12 protein-coding genes are annotated in these 13,921 nt (G+C 53.6%); 4 read left to right on the top strand and 8 right to left on the bottom strand.

What is annotated here, in order from left to right; genetic code table 11:
• Window positions 1-27: 27 nt before the first annotated feature.
• Window positions 28-1,560 (bottom strand): SpoVR family protein, encoded by a 1,533-nt coding sequence (locus tag NA330_RS13205; protein WP_000190832.1) that lies wholly within the window; start codon window positions 1,558-1,560, stop codon window positions 28-30.
• 322 nt (window positions 1,561-1,882) lie between these two features.
• Between NA330_RS13205 and NA330_RS13200 the strand changes: the two genes are divergently transcribed.
• Together NA330_RS13200 and dadX are read left to right on the top strand one after the other, a co-directional pair.
• Window positions 1,883-3,181, top strand: coding sequence for a D-amino acid dehydrogenase (locus tag NA330_RS13200; protein WP_001266935.1), 1,299 nt, complete (start codon window positions 1,883-1,885; stop codon window positions 3,179-3,181).
• A 13-nt stretch (window positions 3,182-3,194) separates the two neighbouring features.
• Window positions 3,195-4,265 carry a catabolic alanine racemase DadX gene (dadX, locus tag NA330_RS13195; RefSeq protein WP_000197909.1) on the top strand — a complete coding sequence of 357 codons (1,071 nt, stop codon included), beginning with the start codon at window positions 3,195-3,197 and terminating at the stop codon, window positions 4,263-4,265.
• 61 nt (window positions 4,266-4,326) lie between these two features.
• Here the strand turns inward: dadX and NA330_RS13190 are convergent, their stop codons facing one another.
• Together NA330_RS13190 and ldcA are read right to left on the bottom strand one after the other, a co-directional pair.
• Complete coding sequence (locus tag NA330_RS13190) at window positions 4,327-6,060, bottom strand: potassium/proton antiporter (protein ID WP_000338376.1); 1,734 nt, start codon at window positions 6,058-6,060, stop codon at window positions 4,327-4,329.
• A 96-nt stretch (window positions 6,061-6,156) separates the two neighbouring features.
• Complete coding sequence (gene ldcA / locus NA330_RS13185) at window positions 6,157-7,071, bottom strand: muramoyltetrapeptide carboxypeptidase (protein ID WP_023242519.1); 915 nt, start codon at window positions 7,069-7,071, stop codon at window positions 6,157-6,159.
• Window positions 7,072-7,241: 170 nt separating this feature from the next.
• Between ldcA and emtA the strand changes: the two genes are divergently transcribed.
• Complete coding sequence (emtA, locus tag NA330_RS13180; protein ID WP_000776974.1) at window positions 7,242-7,853, top strand: membrane-bound lytic murein transglycosylase EmtA; 612 nt, start codon at window positions 7,242-7,244, stop codon at window positions 7,851-7,853.
• A 13-nt stretch (window positions 7,854-7,866) separates the two neighbouring features.
• Here the strand turns inward: emtA and ycgR are convergent, their stop codons facing one another.
• Window positions 7,867-8,601 (bottom strand): flagellar brake protein YcgR, encoded by a 735-nt coding sequence (gene ycgR, locus NA330_RS13175; protein ID WP_000017423.1) that lies wholly within the window; start codon window positions 8,599-8,601, stop codon window positions 7,867-7,869.
• 168 nt (window positions 8,602-8,769) lie between these two features.
• On the opposite strand from ycgR, the gene NA330_RS13170 reads away from it, so the two are divergent.
• Window positions 8,770-9,024 (top strand): GlsB/YeaQ/YmgE family stress response membrane protein, encoded by a 255-nt coding sequence (locus NA330_RS13170; RefSeq protein ID WP_000511320.1) that lies wholly within the window; start codon window positions 8,770-8,772, stop codon window positions 9,022-9,024.
• Window positions 9,025-9,086: 62 nt separating this feature from the next.
• Here NA330_RS13170 and NA330_RS13165 read toward each other — a convergent pair whose 3' ends face one another.
• The 4 genes from NA330_RS13165 to appB form a co-directional block, all read right to left on the bottom strand.
• Window positions 9,087-10,799, bottom strand: a complete 1,713-nt coding sequence (locus NA330_RS13165) for an alpha,alpha-trehalase (RefSeq protein WP_023242520.1) — start codon at window positions 10,797-10,799, stop codon at window positions 9,087-9,089.
• A gap of 213 nt (window positions 10,800-11,012) precedes the next feature.
• Window positions 11,013-12,287: a Glu/Leu/Phe/Val family dehydrogenase gene (locus tag NA330_RS13160; RefSeq protein ID WP_023242521.1), complete on the bottom strand. Its 1,275-nt coding sequence runs from the start codon at window positions 12,285-12,287 to the stop codon at window positions 11,013-11,015.
• Between the two features lie 394 nt (window positions 12,288-12,681).
• Entirely contained in the window at window positions 12,682-12,771 is a 90-nt protein-coding gene (cbdX, locus tag NA330_RS13155) for a cytochrome bd-II oxidase subunit CbdX (protein WP_000270306.1), read from the bottom strand.
• A gap of 12 nt (window positions 12,772-12,783) precedes the next feature.
• A complete protein-coding gene (gene appB, locus NA330_RS13150; protein ID WP_023260325.1) occupies window positions 12,784-13,920 on the bottom strand; it encodes a cytochrome d ubiquinol oxidase subunit II in 1,137 nt (378 codons plus the stop codon).
• Between the last annotated feature and the right edge of the window lies 1 nt (window position 13,921).

Below are 13,921 nucleotides of genomic sequence, written 5' to 3'. Positions count from 1 at the left end.
CGCAAACACTACCGGGCAGCATCTCGATTACAGCGTGTTCATGCGCGGCGGACAACGCTCCAGCAGTTCTACGCTGCCATCCTCATTTTGTTGCTCCAGCATCACATCAAAGCCCCATAACCGATGCACATGTTTCAGTACCTCTTTGCGGCCTTTATCCAGCGGCGCGCGGTTATGCGGGATATAACGCAACGTCAGCGATCTGTCGCCGCGTAAATCCACATTCCAGACCTGAATATTCGGCTCCAGGTTGCTCAGGTTATACTGTGACGACAGTTTTGATCGAATCTCCCGATAACCTTCTTCGTTATGAATGGCGGAGATCTCCAGATAATTATGCCTGTCATCATCAAGTACCGTGAAGAAACGGAAATCACGCATCACTTTTGGCGACAGGAACTGACTGATAAAGCTTTCATCTTTAAAATCGCGCATGGCGAAGTGCAGCGTTTCCAGCCAGTCGGAACCGGCAATATCCGGAAACCAGTATTTATCTTCATCCGTGGGCGACTGACAAATACGTTTGATATCCTGGAACATGGCAAAGCCGAGCGCATAGGGGTTAATTCCGCTATACCAGGGGCTATTATAGGGCGGCTGAAATACGACATTGGTATGGCTGTGTAAAAACTCCAGCATAAAGCGTTCCGTCACTTTGCCTTCATCATACAGATGGTTCAGGATGGTGTAGTGCCAGAAGGTCGCCCAGCCCTCGTTCATGACCTGCGTCTGTTTCTGCGGATAAAAATACTGGCTGACTTTACGCACGATGCGCAGAATTTCGCGCTGCCACGGCTCGAGCAACGGGGCGTTTTTCTCCATAAAATAGAGCAGGTTTTCCTGCGGTTCAGCAGGAAAGCGGCGTGCTTCGGCGACAGTTTTTTCTTCCTCGCGTTTTGGCAGCGTGCGCCACAGCATATTCACCTGGCTTTGTAGATACTCTTCCCGGCTTTTTTGTCGCGCTTTCTCTTCCTGCAACGAGATTTTCTGCGGGCGCTTATAGCGATCGACGCCGTAATTCATCAGCGCGTGGCAGGAGTCGAGCAGTTTTTCTACTTCATCCACTCCGTAGCGTTCTTCACAGCGGGTAATGTAATTCCGGGCGAAAATCAGGTAATCGACGATAGAGCTGGCATCCGTCCAGCTCCGGAAGAGATAATTATTTTTAAAAAAGGAGTTGTGGCCGTAACAGGCGTGCGCCATGACCAGCGCTTGCATGGTGATGGTGTTCTCTTCCATCAGGTAGGCAATGCAGGGATTAGAGTTGATCACAATTTCATAAGCCAGTCCTTGTTGACCATGCTTATACAGACGTTCCGTCTCAATGAACTTTTTGCCAAACGACCAGTGCGGATAGTTGATCGGCATCCCGACGCTGGAGTAGGCGTCCATCATCTGTTCGGAAGTGATGACTTCAATTTGGTGCGGGTAAGTATCCAGTTGGTAGAGTTTCGCCACGCGGTCTATCTCTGCCAGATAGACATCCAGCAGATCAAATGTCCAGTCGGGTCCATCGCTCAAACGTGTGGTGTCCTTGTTCATGGAATCAATCGTTGCCATTCGCGCACCCTCATTGTTGGCGACGCTCTCTGTATGGAGCGCCTCCTTTCAAGCATAGAACACCATGTTAAAAAACGACTTGATCGTGAAAACTTTTCTTTGCGATTTCCTCCACATTGAACGGCAAAAAAACGGGTATTGGCATCATTTTATGCTGTATAGCCATGCCGCGTAGCAGGAGATCCCAAACCAGTGGGATCGCTTGTCTTTAGGGTATATGTGAAGCACGTCACCATAAAAAAGTCATATGTTGAATAATATTTTCATCTGGGTTATCAAGATGTAATCAGAAGATTGTTCTTTTACTATTAACGGAGTGGCTATGCGAGTTGTCATCCTGGGGAGTGGCGTAGTTGGCGTGACCAGCGCCTGGTATTTGAGTCAGGCGGGGCATGATGTCACCGTTATCGATCGCGAATCCGGCCCGGCGCAAGAAACCAGCGCGGCGAATGCCGGACAAATTTCACCGGGATATGCGGCGCCCTGGGCGGCCCCTGGCGTACCGCTGAAGGCGATAAAATGGATGTTCCAGCGCCATGCGCCGCTGGCGGTGCGTCTGGATGGCACCCCGTTTCAACTGAAGTGGATGTGGCAAATGCTGCGTAACTGCGATACCCGGCATTACATGGAAAATAAAGGCCGCATGGTGCGTCTGGCGGAATATAGTCGCGACTGCCTGAAAACGCTACGCGCCGCGACCGGTATCGAATATGAAGGCCGCCAGGGGGGAACGCTACAACTCTTCCGCACCGCGCAACAGTATGAGAACGCCACCCGTGATATCGCCGTGCTGGAAGATGCCGGGGTGCCGTATCAGCTCCTGGAAGCCAGCCGACTGGCGGAAGTTGAACCCGCGCTGGCTGAGGTTGCGCATAAATTAACCGGCGGGCTGCGCTTACCGAATGATGAAACCGGGGACTGTCAGCTCTTTACCCAGCGTCTGGCGCGCATGGCGGAGCAGGCGGGCGTAACCTTTCGCTTTAATACTCCCGTGGAAAAATTACTGTACGAAAATGATCAGATTTACGGCGTGAAATGCGCCGATGAGATCATTAAAGCAGATGCGTATGTTATGGCGTTTGGATCGTATTCGACGGCGATGCTTAAAGGCATTGTTGATATCCCGGTGTATCCGCTGAAAGGCTATTCATTAACCATCCCAATCGTCGAGCCAGACGGCGCGCCGGTATCGACGATTCTTGATGAAACCTACAAAATCGCTATTACGCGTTTTGATAAGCGTATTCGCGTGGGGGGAATGGCGGAAATCGTGGGCTTTAATACCGACTTACTGCAACCGCGCCGCGAGACGCTGGAGATGGTTGTGCGCGATCTCTTTCCGCGCGGCGGTCATATTGAGCAGGCCACATTCTGGACCGGCCTGCGCCCCATGACGCCGGACGGCACGCCGGTAGTAGGACGTACCCGTTATAAAAATCTGTGGCTTAATACTGGACACGGCACGTTAGGCTGGACGATGGCCTGCGGTTCAGGCCAGTTGTTAAGCGATATCTTGTCGGGTCGTACGCCAGCGATACCCTACGACGATCTGAGCGTGGCGCGATACCGTTCCGATTTTACGCCCACCCGCCCGCAACGTTTGCATAGCGCGCATAACTGATAAAGGAAGTGAAATGACCCGCCCTATACAGGCCAGCCTTGATTTACAGGTAATGAAACAAAATTTGGCTATTGTGCGCCGGGCGGCCCCAGAGGCGCGCGTCTGGTCGGTAGTGAAAGCCAACGCCTACGGCCACGGTATTGAACGCGTCTGGAGCGCGCTGGGCGCCACAGATGGTTTCGCTATGCTCAACCTTGAAGAGGCGATTACCCTGCGTGAGCGCGGGTGGAAAGGGCCGATATTGATGCTGGAGGGGTTTTTCCATGCGCAAGACCTGGAGGCGTATGACACTTATCGGCTGACCACCTGCATCCACAGTAACTGGCAGTTGAAAGCGCTGCAAAATGCGCGGCTTAACGCGCCGCTGGATATCTATGTCAAAGTCAACAGCGGCATGAACCGACTCGGTTTTCAGCCTGAGCGGGCGCAGACCGTCTGGCAGCAATTGCGGGCAATGCGCAATGTCGGTGAAATGACCCTGATGTCACATTTTGCTCAGGCCGATCATCCGGAAGGTATCGGGGAGGCGATGAGACGAATTGCGCTGGCGACGGAAGGCCTTCAATGTTCATACTCGTTATCAAATTCGGCAGCGACGCTGTGGCATCCCCAGGCGCATTATGACTGGGTCAGGCCGGGCATTATTTTGTACGGCGCGTCGCCGTCAGGACAGTGGCGGGATATTGCCGATACCGGACTAAAACCCGTGATGACGCTGAGTAGCGAAATTATTGGCGTGCAGACGCTGAGCGCGGGTGAAAGAGTAGGCTATGGCGGAGGGTATTCTGTGACTCAGGAACAACGCATTGGCATCGTCGCGGCGGGTTATGCCGATGGCTATCCACGCCATGCGCCGACCGGGACGCCTGTGCTGGTGGACGGTATCCGTACCAGAACAGTAGGCACCGTTTCAATGGATATGCTGGCGGTGGATTTGACGCCGTGTCCGCAGGCGGGAATCGGCACGCCGGTTGAATTATGGGGCAAAGAAATTAAGGTCGATGATGTCGCTTCTGCGGCAGGCACGCTGGGCTATGAGCTACTGTGCGCCGTAGCGCCGCGCGTGCCGTTTGTGACAACGTAACCTAACTCAGGCTAAGGCGTCGACCGGTCCACCGGGGGCGGGTCGACGTTGTCCGGCGACCTTATTCTGCTTCATCTTCGGCGACGCGTACCCCAATCTTGCGTACCACGTTATCTTCTTTTTCAGCTACCGTCCAAATCATGCCGCCAAACTCCACCTGATCGCCGACGACCGGCGCAGCGCCCAGCAGTTGCTGTATGATTTCACCCAAGGTTTGTTGTTTATCCCGGTATTCCGTTCCTTCTTCCAGCCCGTAGATAAGCGCCACGTCGGCGAATTTCGCATTCGCTTCGAGGATAAAATCGCCAAAGAAACGCTGATCTAACGAAACCGGCGGCGACTGGCTAAACAATTTGCCCAGCGCTGGCAGATCGCGCTCCCGGCCAATCACGCAGAGTACGTCGCCTTCCTGCAGGCGAGTGCTACCGGTGGGGTGAAACAGTTCATTATTGCGAAATAGCGCGGCAATGCGGGTTTCGTTCGGCATATGCAGGTCGCGCAACGCCGCGCCGACGCACCATTTGTCGGCGCTCAACTGATAGATGAATTGCTCCCACGGATTATCAGGATGGATGTCAAGCCCCACGCGCGATACTGGCCAGCCAACCGGAGGCACGACCACTTTGGCTCTCTTCGCCGCCCATGACAGCGATGTTCCCTGCAGGAGCAGCGACACCAGTACCACAAAGAAAGCGACATTAAAGAATAGGCGAGCGTTTTCAAGCCCGGCCATCATCGGGAAAACGGCGAGAATAATCGGCACCGCGCCGCGCAGTCCGACCCAACTGATGAAAATGCGCTCCCGAAGATTGAAGCCGCGAAATGGCAGCAGGCCGGTAAACACCGACAGTGGGCGGGCGAAGAAAATCATCCAGATAGAGAGAATAAGCGCAGGGACGGCAATCGGCCACAGATCGGAAGGCGTCACCAACAGCCCCAGGACCAGGAACATGGCGATCTGCGCCAGCCAGGCCAGTCCGTCAAAGTTTTGCAGGATGCCGTAACGGTTGCGAATCGGACGGTTTCCTAACAGGAATCCGCACAGATAGACCGCGAGAATGCCGCTGCCTTCAAGCGCGGTCGTCAAAGCAAAAATCAGAATACCGCCGCTGAGCGCCAACATCGGATACAGGCCGCTGGGCAGAGAAATACGGTTGATCATCTGCTGTAGCAGGTAACCGCCGCCCAGGCCAAAAACAATACCGAGACCGAACTGCTGGATAATATGGACGGCAAACATCCAGTCCAGACCGGTTTCATGTTTCTGGATCATCTCAATTAATGTAATGGTCAGAAAAACGGCCATCGGGTCGTTACTTCCCGATTCGATCTCCAGCGTGGAGCCTACACGTTCGTTTAGCCCTTTGCCGCCAAGCAGAGAAAAGACCGCTGCGGCGTCAGTGGAACCGACTATCGCGCCGATAAGCAGACCTTCGATAAGATCCAGATGAAACAGCCAGGCGGCCATCATACCTGTTAACCCCGACGTGATCAGCACGCCGAGCGTCGCCAGCGACAGCGCGGGACCCAGCGCTACCCGGAAAGAGCTGGCCTGGGTGCGCATGCCGCCATCGAGTAAAATAATCGCCAGCGCCAGGTTACTGACCATATAAGCGAAAGGATAATTATCGAAAGGAATACCGCCAATGCCATCCACACCCGCTAACATCCCAATGGCGAGGAAAATGACCAGAATCGGGATACCCAGTCGCGATGAGAATGAACTTAACAGGATACTGCTGGTTACAAGGATGGAACCTAAAATAAATAGACTAATAATTGTTGCAGCATCCAACGTTTTATATCTCCTGACTCACACGACTTCGTATTATTTAACATTAACATAATAACGGCCAGGGCAGCGTTTTACTTAGCCTGTCGGGGACTTTTTTTACAATTGCAGCGTAGGATGACCAGATAAAGTGAGTTGAGTCCCCTGGCGCGTATTTTTAAGCGTCGCGTTTGCCCCGATAGGGAGCGTCACCGTACGCTGTTCATGCCCGAAGTCGAGACCGGTAATCAGCGGAACGGACAGACGGGAACGTAAAAACGCGTAGACGCTCTCCAGAGAATAGCCGGCGTCATACTCGTTGGGCGCCGCGCCGCTAAAGCTGCCGAGAACGATGGCGCTCTGACGGTTTAGAATTCCGGCGTACTCCAGTTGCAAAAGCATACGCTCCACCCGGAAAGGATGCTCATTGACATCTTCCAGCACTAAAATTCCTTTATCGATAGTCGGCATCCAGGGCGTACCGATAAGGGAAATCAACATCGCCAGATTTCCGCCCCATAAGGTGCCCTGTACGTCGCACTGAGGGCCGTCGCCTTGCCACTCTACGGTAAATTGCGCCTTGCGTAGCGCCAGCCAGAAATGTTGCTCGGTGAACGTATTCAGCGTTTCGGCGCCAAAATTTGCCGCCAGCATAGGACCGCTAAAGGTGATGACATTGGCCTGCGCCAGGAGTCCAGCCTGAATCGCCGTAAAATCGCTATGACCGCAAATCAGTAAGGGATTGCGCTGTTGCCTGGAGGCGAGCGACTGCCAGTCGATACGATCCAGCAAGCGGCTGGCGCCATAGCCGCCGCGAACCGGCATGACAATCGTATCCGGCGACGTTAGCGAGGCCAGCGAATTAACATCGGCCAGCCGTTCCGCGTCCGTACCGGCAAAACGCTGATAGCGGCGACGAATCACCTCGTCATTCTCCACCTGATGGCCCGCGTCAGTCAGGCGCTGAACGCCGCGTAACGCGGCCTGTTGGTTAATACAGTAGCCCGAGGGGGCGATTAAATGAAACAGAGACATGGTAATTCCTTGCTGACAATAGAATGCAAATGTATATCATGCCGCATATATTAGGCGATGTCCCTCGTTGTGCGACGTTTCTGGAGGCGCACCAGGGAGGCAACCTAAGTACCTGGCCGGGGCGGTATGACCTCTTCGGCAGATAAGTTACGGCTATAAGGATAGATGACGTGAAATTAAGATGGTTTGCTTTTTTGGTAGTAATACTCGCTGGCTGTAGCTCAAAACAGGATTACAGGAATCCGCCGTGGAATGCCGAAGTGCCTGTAAAGCGTGCGATGCAGTGGATGCCCATCAGTGAAAAAGCCGGGGCGGCATGGGGGGTTGATCCGCATTTAATCACCGCGATTATCGCCATTGAATCCGGCGGCAACCCTAACGCGGTCAGTAAATCCAATGCGATTGGCCTGATGCAGTTAAAGGCGTCGACCTCCGGGCGCGACGTTTACCGTCGCATGGGCTGGCGTGGCGAACCGACCACCAGCGAGCTGAAAAACCCTGAGCGTAACATCTCAATGGGCGCGGCGTATCTGAGCATTCTGGAAAATGGGCCGCTGGCCGGCATCAAAGATCCGCAGGTGATGCAATATGCGCTGGTCGTCTCTTATGCTAACGGCGCAGGCGCGTTATTGCGTACTTTTTCATCCGACAGGAAGAAGGCGATAGAAAAAATTAACGATCTGGATGCGGACGAGTTTTTTGAGCATGTTGTTGATAATCATCCCGCGCCGCAGGCGCCGCGCTATATCTGGAAGCTTCAGCAGGCGCTGGACGCCATGTAGTTTAGCGTGAAGATTATTCTCGCACTTTATTCGCTCTTTCTCGGGCCTCGCGCTCAAGCGAAAAAATAATCCGCTGCAACTCCCGCTCCACCGCCGGGCTAACGTTAAGGAAACGAAAGCTCAGGCGGGGAGTGGTGATCGTTTCATTTTTCCCATCAATCACCTTACGCTCGCTGATGGCGATAAGCTGGGCGTCAACGTGAAAAATCCCCCATTGCCCCATGTTCAGTTCAACCTGCGAAAAGCGCGCGCCTTCTGTTAGCCCGTCGGGGATGGCGGATTCCAGTAGCGCGCCCATGCCGCCCAGGGAAAGATCAAACAGGCGAAAACGTAACGTACGGGTGTCCGGTAGCGTGGTGACGCCGTAATAAGGCGGATACAGCGGCGCGCCAATGCGAAAATACTCCCGGCGCTGGACAAACCACAGTGATGACGGCAGGGGCGTGATAAAGGCCGGCAGCCGCTGATATTCACCTGTAACGAGTTGCGGCAACGTGAACTCGACTTTTGCGCCCTGCGTTTCTGCGATAATGGCTACCTGCCCGGCACGTAATACGGCGCTATTTTCATATTCCTGGCTGCCGTAATCTACGATGAGTTTTTCCGGGTCTACCGCCAAAATTTTACTGATGAATTGACCATGCGCCCATGAAATACGCAGTGGAACCTGATTTTTATTTAAATCCCGTAGCACGCCTAATATCGCTAATGGATTTTTTTTCAGGAACTGCTCATTGTAACCACTCACACGAAATAACCCCTGATACGCAGACTATCGTTGGGTTATCGGCATCGGTAGAAAGAACTTAATAGCGATAAATAAATTTTTATGTCCGCGAGATAAATCAGTGTTCAGAAATGCGACGCTCGACTTTGCCTATACTTAAAACGTTTTTACTGGAAAGAGGGTTTGCAAATGGGAATTATCGCCTGGATTATTTTTGGTTTGATTGCCGGCGTTATCGCCAAATTGCTTATGCCGGGGCGCGATGGCGGGGGATTTATCCTGACCTGTATTCTCGGTATCGTCGGGGCGGTCGTTGGCGGATGGCTGGCGACGATGTTTGGTATTGGCGGCAGTATCAGCGGCTTTAATCTGCACAGTTTCCTGGTCGCCGTGGTGGGCGCGATTGTGGTGCTGGTGATTTTCCGCCTTCTGCGACGCGGCTAACCGCTGCAAAACGTGTAAACGTTGACCCGGTCAGCGCCGGGTCAACCTACTATAAACACGCGTTACTGCGTCGCTGCAGACGGCGTTTTTGTCGGCGTTGCGCTTAACGATGCCGGACGAGTAGACGGTACGCTATCGCACGGTTTTTCCTGAGGACAAATCAGATCGAGCATTTTCAGCGTCACGCCGTTGGTCCAGCCAAAGCCGTCCTGAAGGGGATATTCGCCGCCGCCACCGCCGGTTCCGGTACTGCTGACGTCATATTTTTCGACCAGTTTTTTCTCGCGATCGTAGGTGTGCTGCACATTGGTTAAAAAGCGCCAGGTGACTTCCATTGCCACGTCATCCTGCCCATAATTTTGCAATCCTTCGGCAGCGACCCATTGTAACGGCGCCCAGCCGTTTGGCGCATCCCACTGCTGTCCGCTTTTAACCGAGGTGGTAGCCAGCCCGCCAGGCTGTAGCAGATGCGCCTGGGCCGCCGCCGCCACTTTCACGGCGCGATCTTTCGCGGCGGCGTTTACATAGAGCGGGAACAGCGCGGCAGCGGTGAGTTGGTTGCGGATTTTATTGTTCTGCAGATCGTAGTCGGCATACCAACCCTCTTTGTTATTCCACAGATGCATTTCAATGGCTTTTTGCCGCGCGTTGGCCAGTGCGTCATATTGCGAGGCTTTGGCCCGATCGCCCGCCGCAGCGCTGGCGCGGGCGAGGGTCTTCTCCAGCTGATACAGCAGAGCGTTAAGATCGACAGGGACAATCGTGGTGGTGCGAATGGTACTGAGCTGCTGCGGATTATCCATCCAGCGGGAGCTGAAATCCCAGCCAGAGGCGGCGGCAGAGCGGAGGTCTCGATAGATCTCCGTTGCCGGGCGGTTGGGGTTGCTTTTGGCGGTAGCGATATCTTCAACCCAGGATTCAGGGCGGGGCGTATCCCGATCGTCCCAGTAGCGGTTGAGAACGCTGCCGTCCTCCAGTTTGACGACGCGTTGGTTTTGTTGCCCTGGCTGCAATGTCTCAACGCCCTCCATCCAGTAGGCGTACTCTTTTTGCAGTTGCGGCAGGTATTCTTTCAGCGCATCGTCACCTTCATGTTCCGCCAGTAACTCAACCATAAACGCAAAGAAAGGCGGCTGCGAACGACTCAGGTAGTAGGTACGGTTGCCGTTGGGAATATGCCCCCAGGCGTCAATTTCGTAACCAAAGTTCGCCACCATATCCGCCACCTTATCCCAGTGCCCGCTTTCCGCCAGCCCCAGCATCGTAAAATAGCTGTCCCAGTAGTAAATCTCTCTGAATCGCCCACCCGGCACGACATAGGATTCAGGCAACGGCAAGAGCGAGTCCCACTTTTCGACGTTTTTAGTTGAACGTGTCAGCACCGGCCACAGGCCATAAATATGTTCACGCAATGACTGCCCGGCAGGCGGGACATATTTTTCACCCGCTTTCGGCAGGGTGAAGTTAACATCAACAAAATGACGTAAATCGAAGCCGGACTGGTTCCGCTGCATACGATAATCCGCAAGAATCATGAGCGGATCGCTATTAGGTATGGCGTCAGCAAAGGTTTTCTGATCGGGGAAGAGTTTTGCATTCTGGACATCATTAAAGAGCGGGCCAAGCAAAATATCCGGCGGCTGCGGAGTTTCAGTGTCGGAAGACGGGTCTGCGGCAGTCGCCGAAAACGATGCAAACGTCAGCAGCGTCCCTGCCAGCGCCAGTTTTATGGCTTTCTGTAGTAGAACAGAACGGCGAATCTCTGGGGGTATCATCAAGTTATCTCCTTAGCGGTGAGCCAAAGCCAACGGCATTTACCATGACAAAACCTTAGTCTACGATGACCAGATACGCGTGATTGAACCGCTATTTTGCGAACAAACAGACATTTTATTGAGACAGAATTTATCGGCGCGCGCGTGGAAAACGGGGTATACAGACAAAAAATCCACGCCGGGACGTGGATTTTAGCGCAATAACTTGTAGCCTTAACCTGGATAGATACCGCGATCTTTACGGGCCAACAGAATGCGCTCACAGGCGACAATATAGGCTGCGGTGCGCAGAGAACAGGATTTCTCAGCCGCTTTCTCCCAGACATGGACGATCGCGTCGGTCATGATTTTGTCCATGCGCGCGTTGATCTCTTCTTCGCTCCAGAAGAAGCTGGCCATATCTTGTACCCATTCGAAGTAACTGACGGTTACGCCGCCTGCGTTACAGACCACGTCAGGCACCACAAGGATACCACGGCTGGCCAGAACATCATCAGCATCCGGATAGGTCGGGCCGTTAGCCCCTTCCAGCACCAGCTTACACGTCAGGGCTTCCGCGCGCTGACGAGTTATCTGGCCTTCAAGCGCCGCCGGGATCAGAATATCCATCTCCAGACGCCAGAACGCATCGCTGGCGATAGTTTCCGCGCCCGGGAAACCGGCTATCTGTTTGTGTTCTGTCTGCCATGCCGTGAGCGCCTTCATGTCAATACCGGTGGCGTTAAACAGCGTTGCGGTATGATCCTGAATCGCCACGACACGGGCGCCAGCGCCTGCAAACAGACGCGCGGCTTCGCTGCCGACGTTACCAAAACCCTGAACCACAACGCGAGCGCCTTCAACGGCGATATTCGCCCGACGCGCGGCTTCCAGCCCGCTGACGAAAACGCCGCGCCCCGTCGCTTTTTCACGGCCCAGCGAACCGCCAAGATGGATAGGCTTACCGGTGACGACGCCAGTGACCGTCGTGCCATGATTCATGGAATACGTATCCATCATCCAGGCCATCACTTTACCGTTGGTGCCGACATCCGGCGCAGGAATATCTTTCTGCGGCCCGATGATAATGCCGATCTCGCTGGTATAGCGGCGGGTCAAACGCTCCAGTTCACCTTCCGACAGCGAGAACGGATCGACGCGGATGCCGCCTTTGGCGCCGCCGTACGGCAGGTTCAGCGCGGCACATTTGATGGTCATCCATGCTGACAGGGCCATCACTTCATTGAGATCAACGTCAGGATGGTAGCGAACACCGCCTTTACCCGGACCTCGGGAGAGGTTGTGCTGCACGCGATATCCTTCGAAATGACGAATAGTGCCATCATCCATTTGTACCGGAATATCGACGATCAGAGCGCGTTTTGGGTGGCGCAGAGTATCCACCCAGGGGGATAACTCGCCCAGATAAGGGGCCACACGCTCGATTTGTTGCAGGTAGGTATTCCAGGCAGATGTGCTGCTATCTGAAGCGTAAGATAACTTATCCATGATAAACCTTAGTGATAAAAGTAATATGTTCTTTAATTGACCGTGGTACATAGTAGATCACACCATGTAGCGATAAATTTAACACTTTTTTAAACAATTAACTCAGATCAAAAATGGCAGGCAGTTGGATTTTCGTTATGATTTTGGATGGGAAGTGGTTAACTATCCTATATAAGAGGTGATATATCGCTAATTATGCAATTAATTGCTTAAATATGCGTAATATGTGCAAGGCGGCTATTTGTCATAATTATGACGCACCTCTAAAAGTAAACATTATGATAACGACATGTATCAATGTTATGTCGTCCTGTCGGCGGGGAAACGTCTTCACCAGGCGCGTAAAAAGATAAAAATAACCGGAGTCAGACGGCGCTGACCCCGGTTTACCTCTTTATTGTTGACGCGACTCAAGCCATACCAACACCAGTGTCGACAGTGAGCACATCAGCAGAATGCCGACAAACCACAGTAAATACCACATCGCTTCCGCTCCCTAATAAAGTTCATGATCGTTACGGCGGAGGGTCTCCAGGTTGATACGCCCCAACATTTTGTAATAGCTCCACAGCGTATAGAGCAGTACGATCGGCAGAAAAATCAGCACAATCACCAGCATGATTTCGAGCGTCATCTGGCTGGAGGTGCTGTCCCACACCGTCAGGCTGGAGAGAGGACTAACACTCGACGGCATCACAAAAGGAAATAGCGTTATGCCGGCGGTAAAGATGACGCAGGCCTGGGTCAGGGAAGCGAACAGAAATCCACGAATAGTCTGACCGCGAAGGCAGGCATAGAAAGCCAGAATCGGCAGGATCATACCGAGCAACGGGATGATGAGCAGTAGCGGCGAGCGTATAAAGTGGTTCATCCATGCGCCAGGGAGTATCGCCACGCCTTTTAAGAGCGGATTGGAAGGGCCGTTGGCATCTTGCGTGAGTAAGACAAAGCCATCAACGCCGGCCCACAGCCAGTAACCGGCCAGCAGGAAGCAGATCACGATCAGCAGCGCGCTGTGGCGGGTGGCCGACAGAGCCCGTTGACGAATAACGCCCTCCGTTTTCAACTGTAACCAGACGCCTCCTTGCATAATCACCAACGACAGACTCAATAATCCACACAGTAGGGCAAAGGGCGAGAGTAACTGCCAGAAGGTGCCAAAATAGTCAACATGAAGCTGCGGCGTGAAGGCAAACGGCACGCCTAAAAACAGGTTGCCGAACGCGATACCGAATACGACTGGGGGCACCAGGCTGCCGATAACCAGACCGGTATCCCACAGCGCGCGCCAGCGGGCATTGGCGATTTTACCCCGATAATCAAAGGCCAGCGGGCGAAAGAAGAGGGCACACAGCACCAGGATCATCGCCACATAAAAACCGGAAAACGCGGCGGCATAGACCCGTGGCCAGGCGGCGAATAATGCCCCGCCCGCGAGGATCAACCATACCTGGTTTCCTTCCCAGTGGGCGCCGACGCTATTGATCAATACCCAGCGTTCGTCATCGTTGCGCGCTATCAGCGGGAGCAGGCAACCGACACCCATATCAAACCCGTCAGTTACCATAAAGGCCACCAGGATGACGCCGATCAGCAGCCACCAAATGAACCGCAACGTTTCATAATCCAACATG

The organism is Salmonella sp. NW722 (assembly GCF_051702785.1).
In the GTDB taxonomy this organism is placed as follows: Bacteria; Pseudomonadota; Gammaproteobacteria; order Enterobacterales; family Enterobacteriaceae; genus Salmonella; species Salmonella enterica.
Note: the sequence above shows the minus strand (reverse complement) of the source record. Positions and strands in the feature narration are given on the sequence as shown.

Excerpts from the sequence above, each read along its gene's own strand:
- NA330_RS13170 (WP_000511320.1), top strand. The coding sequence starts at position 8,770 with ATGGGAATTATCGCCTGGATTATTTTTGGTTTGATTGCCGGCGTTATC.
- cbdX (WP_000270306.1), bottom strand. The coding sequence starts at position 12,771 with ATGTGGTATTTACTGTGGTTTGTCGGCATTCTGCTGATGTGCTCACTG.
- dadX (WP_000197909.1), top strand. The coding sequence starts at position 3,195 with ATGACCCGCCCTATACAGGCCAGCCTTGATTTACAGGTAATGAAACAA.
- NA330_RS13160 (WP_023242521.1), bottom strand. The coding sequence starts at position 12,287 with ATGGATAAGTTATCTTACGCTTCAGATAGCAGCACATCTGCCTGGAAT.
- NA330_RS13205 (WP_000190832.1), bottom strand. The coding sequence starts at position 1,560 with ATGGCAACGATTGATTCCATGAACAAGGACACCACACGTTTGAGCGAT.
- ldcA (WP_023242519.1), bottom strand. The coding sequence starts at position 7,071 with ATGTCTCTGTTTCATTTAATCGCCCCCTCGGGCTACTGTATTAACCAA.
- appB (WP_023260325.1), bottom strand. The coding sequence starts at position 13,920 with ATGTTGGATTATGAAACGTTGCGGTTCATTTGGTGGCTGCTGATCGGC.
- NA330_RS13165 (WP_023242520.1), bottom strand. The coding sequence starts at position 10,799 with ATGATACCCCCAGAGATTCGCCGTTCTGTTCTACTACAGAAAGCCATA.
- NA330_RS13200 (WP_001266935.1), top strand. The coding sequence starts at position 1,883 with ATGCGAGTTGTCATCCTGGGGAGTGGCGTAGTTGGCGTGACCAGCGCC.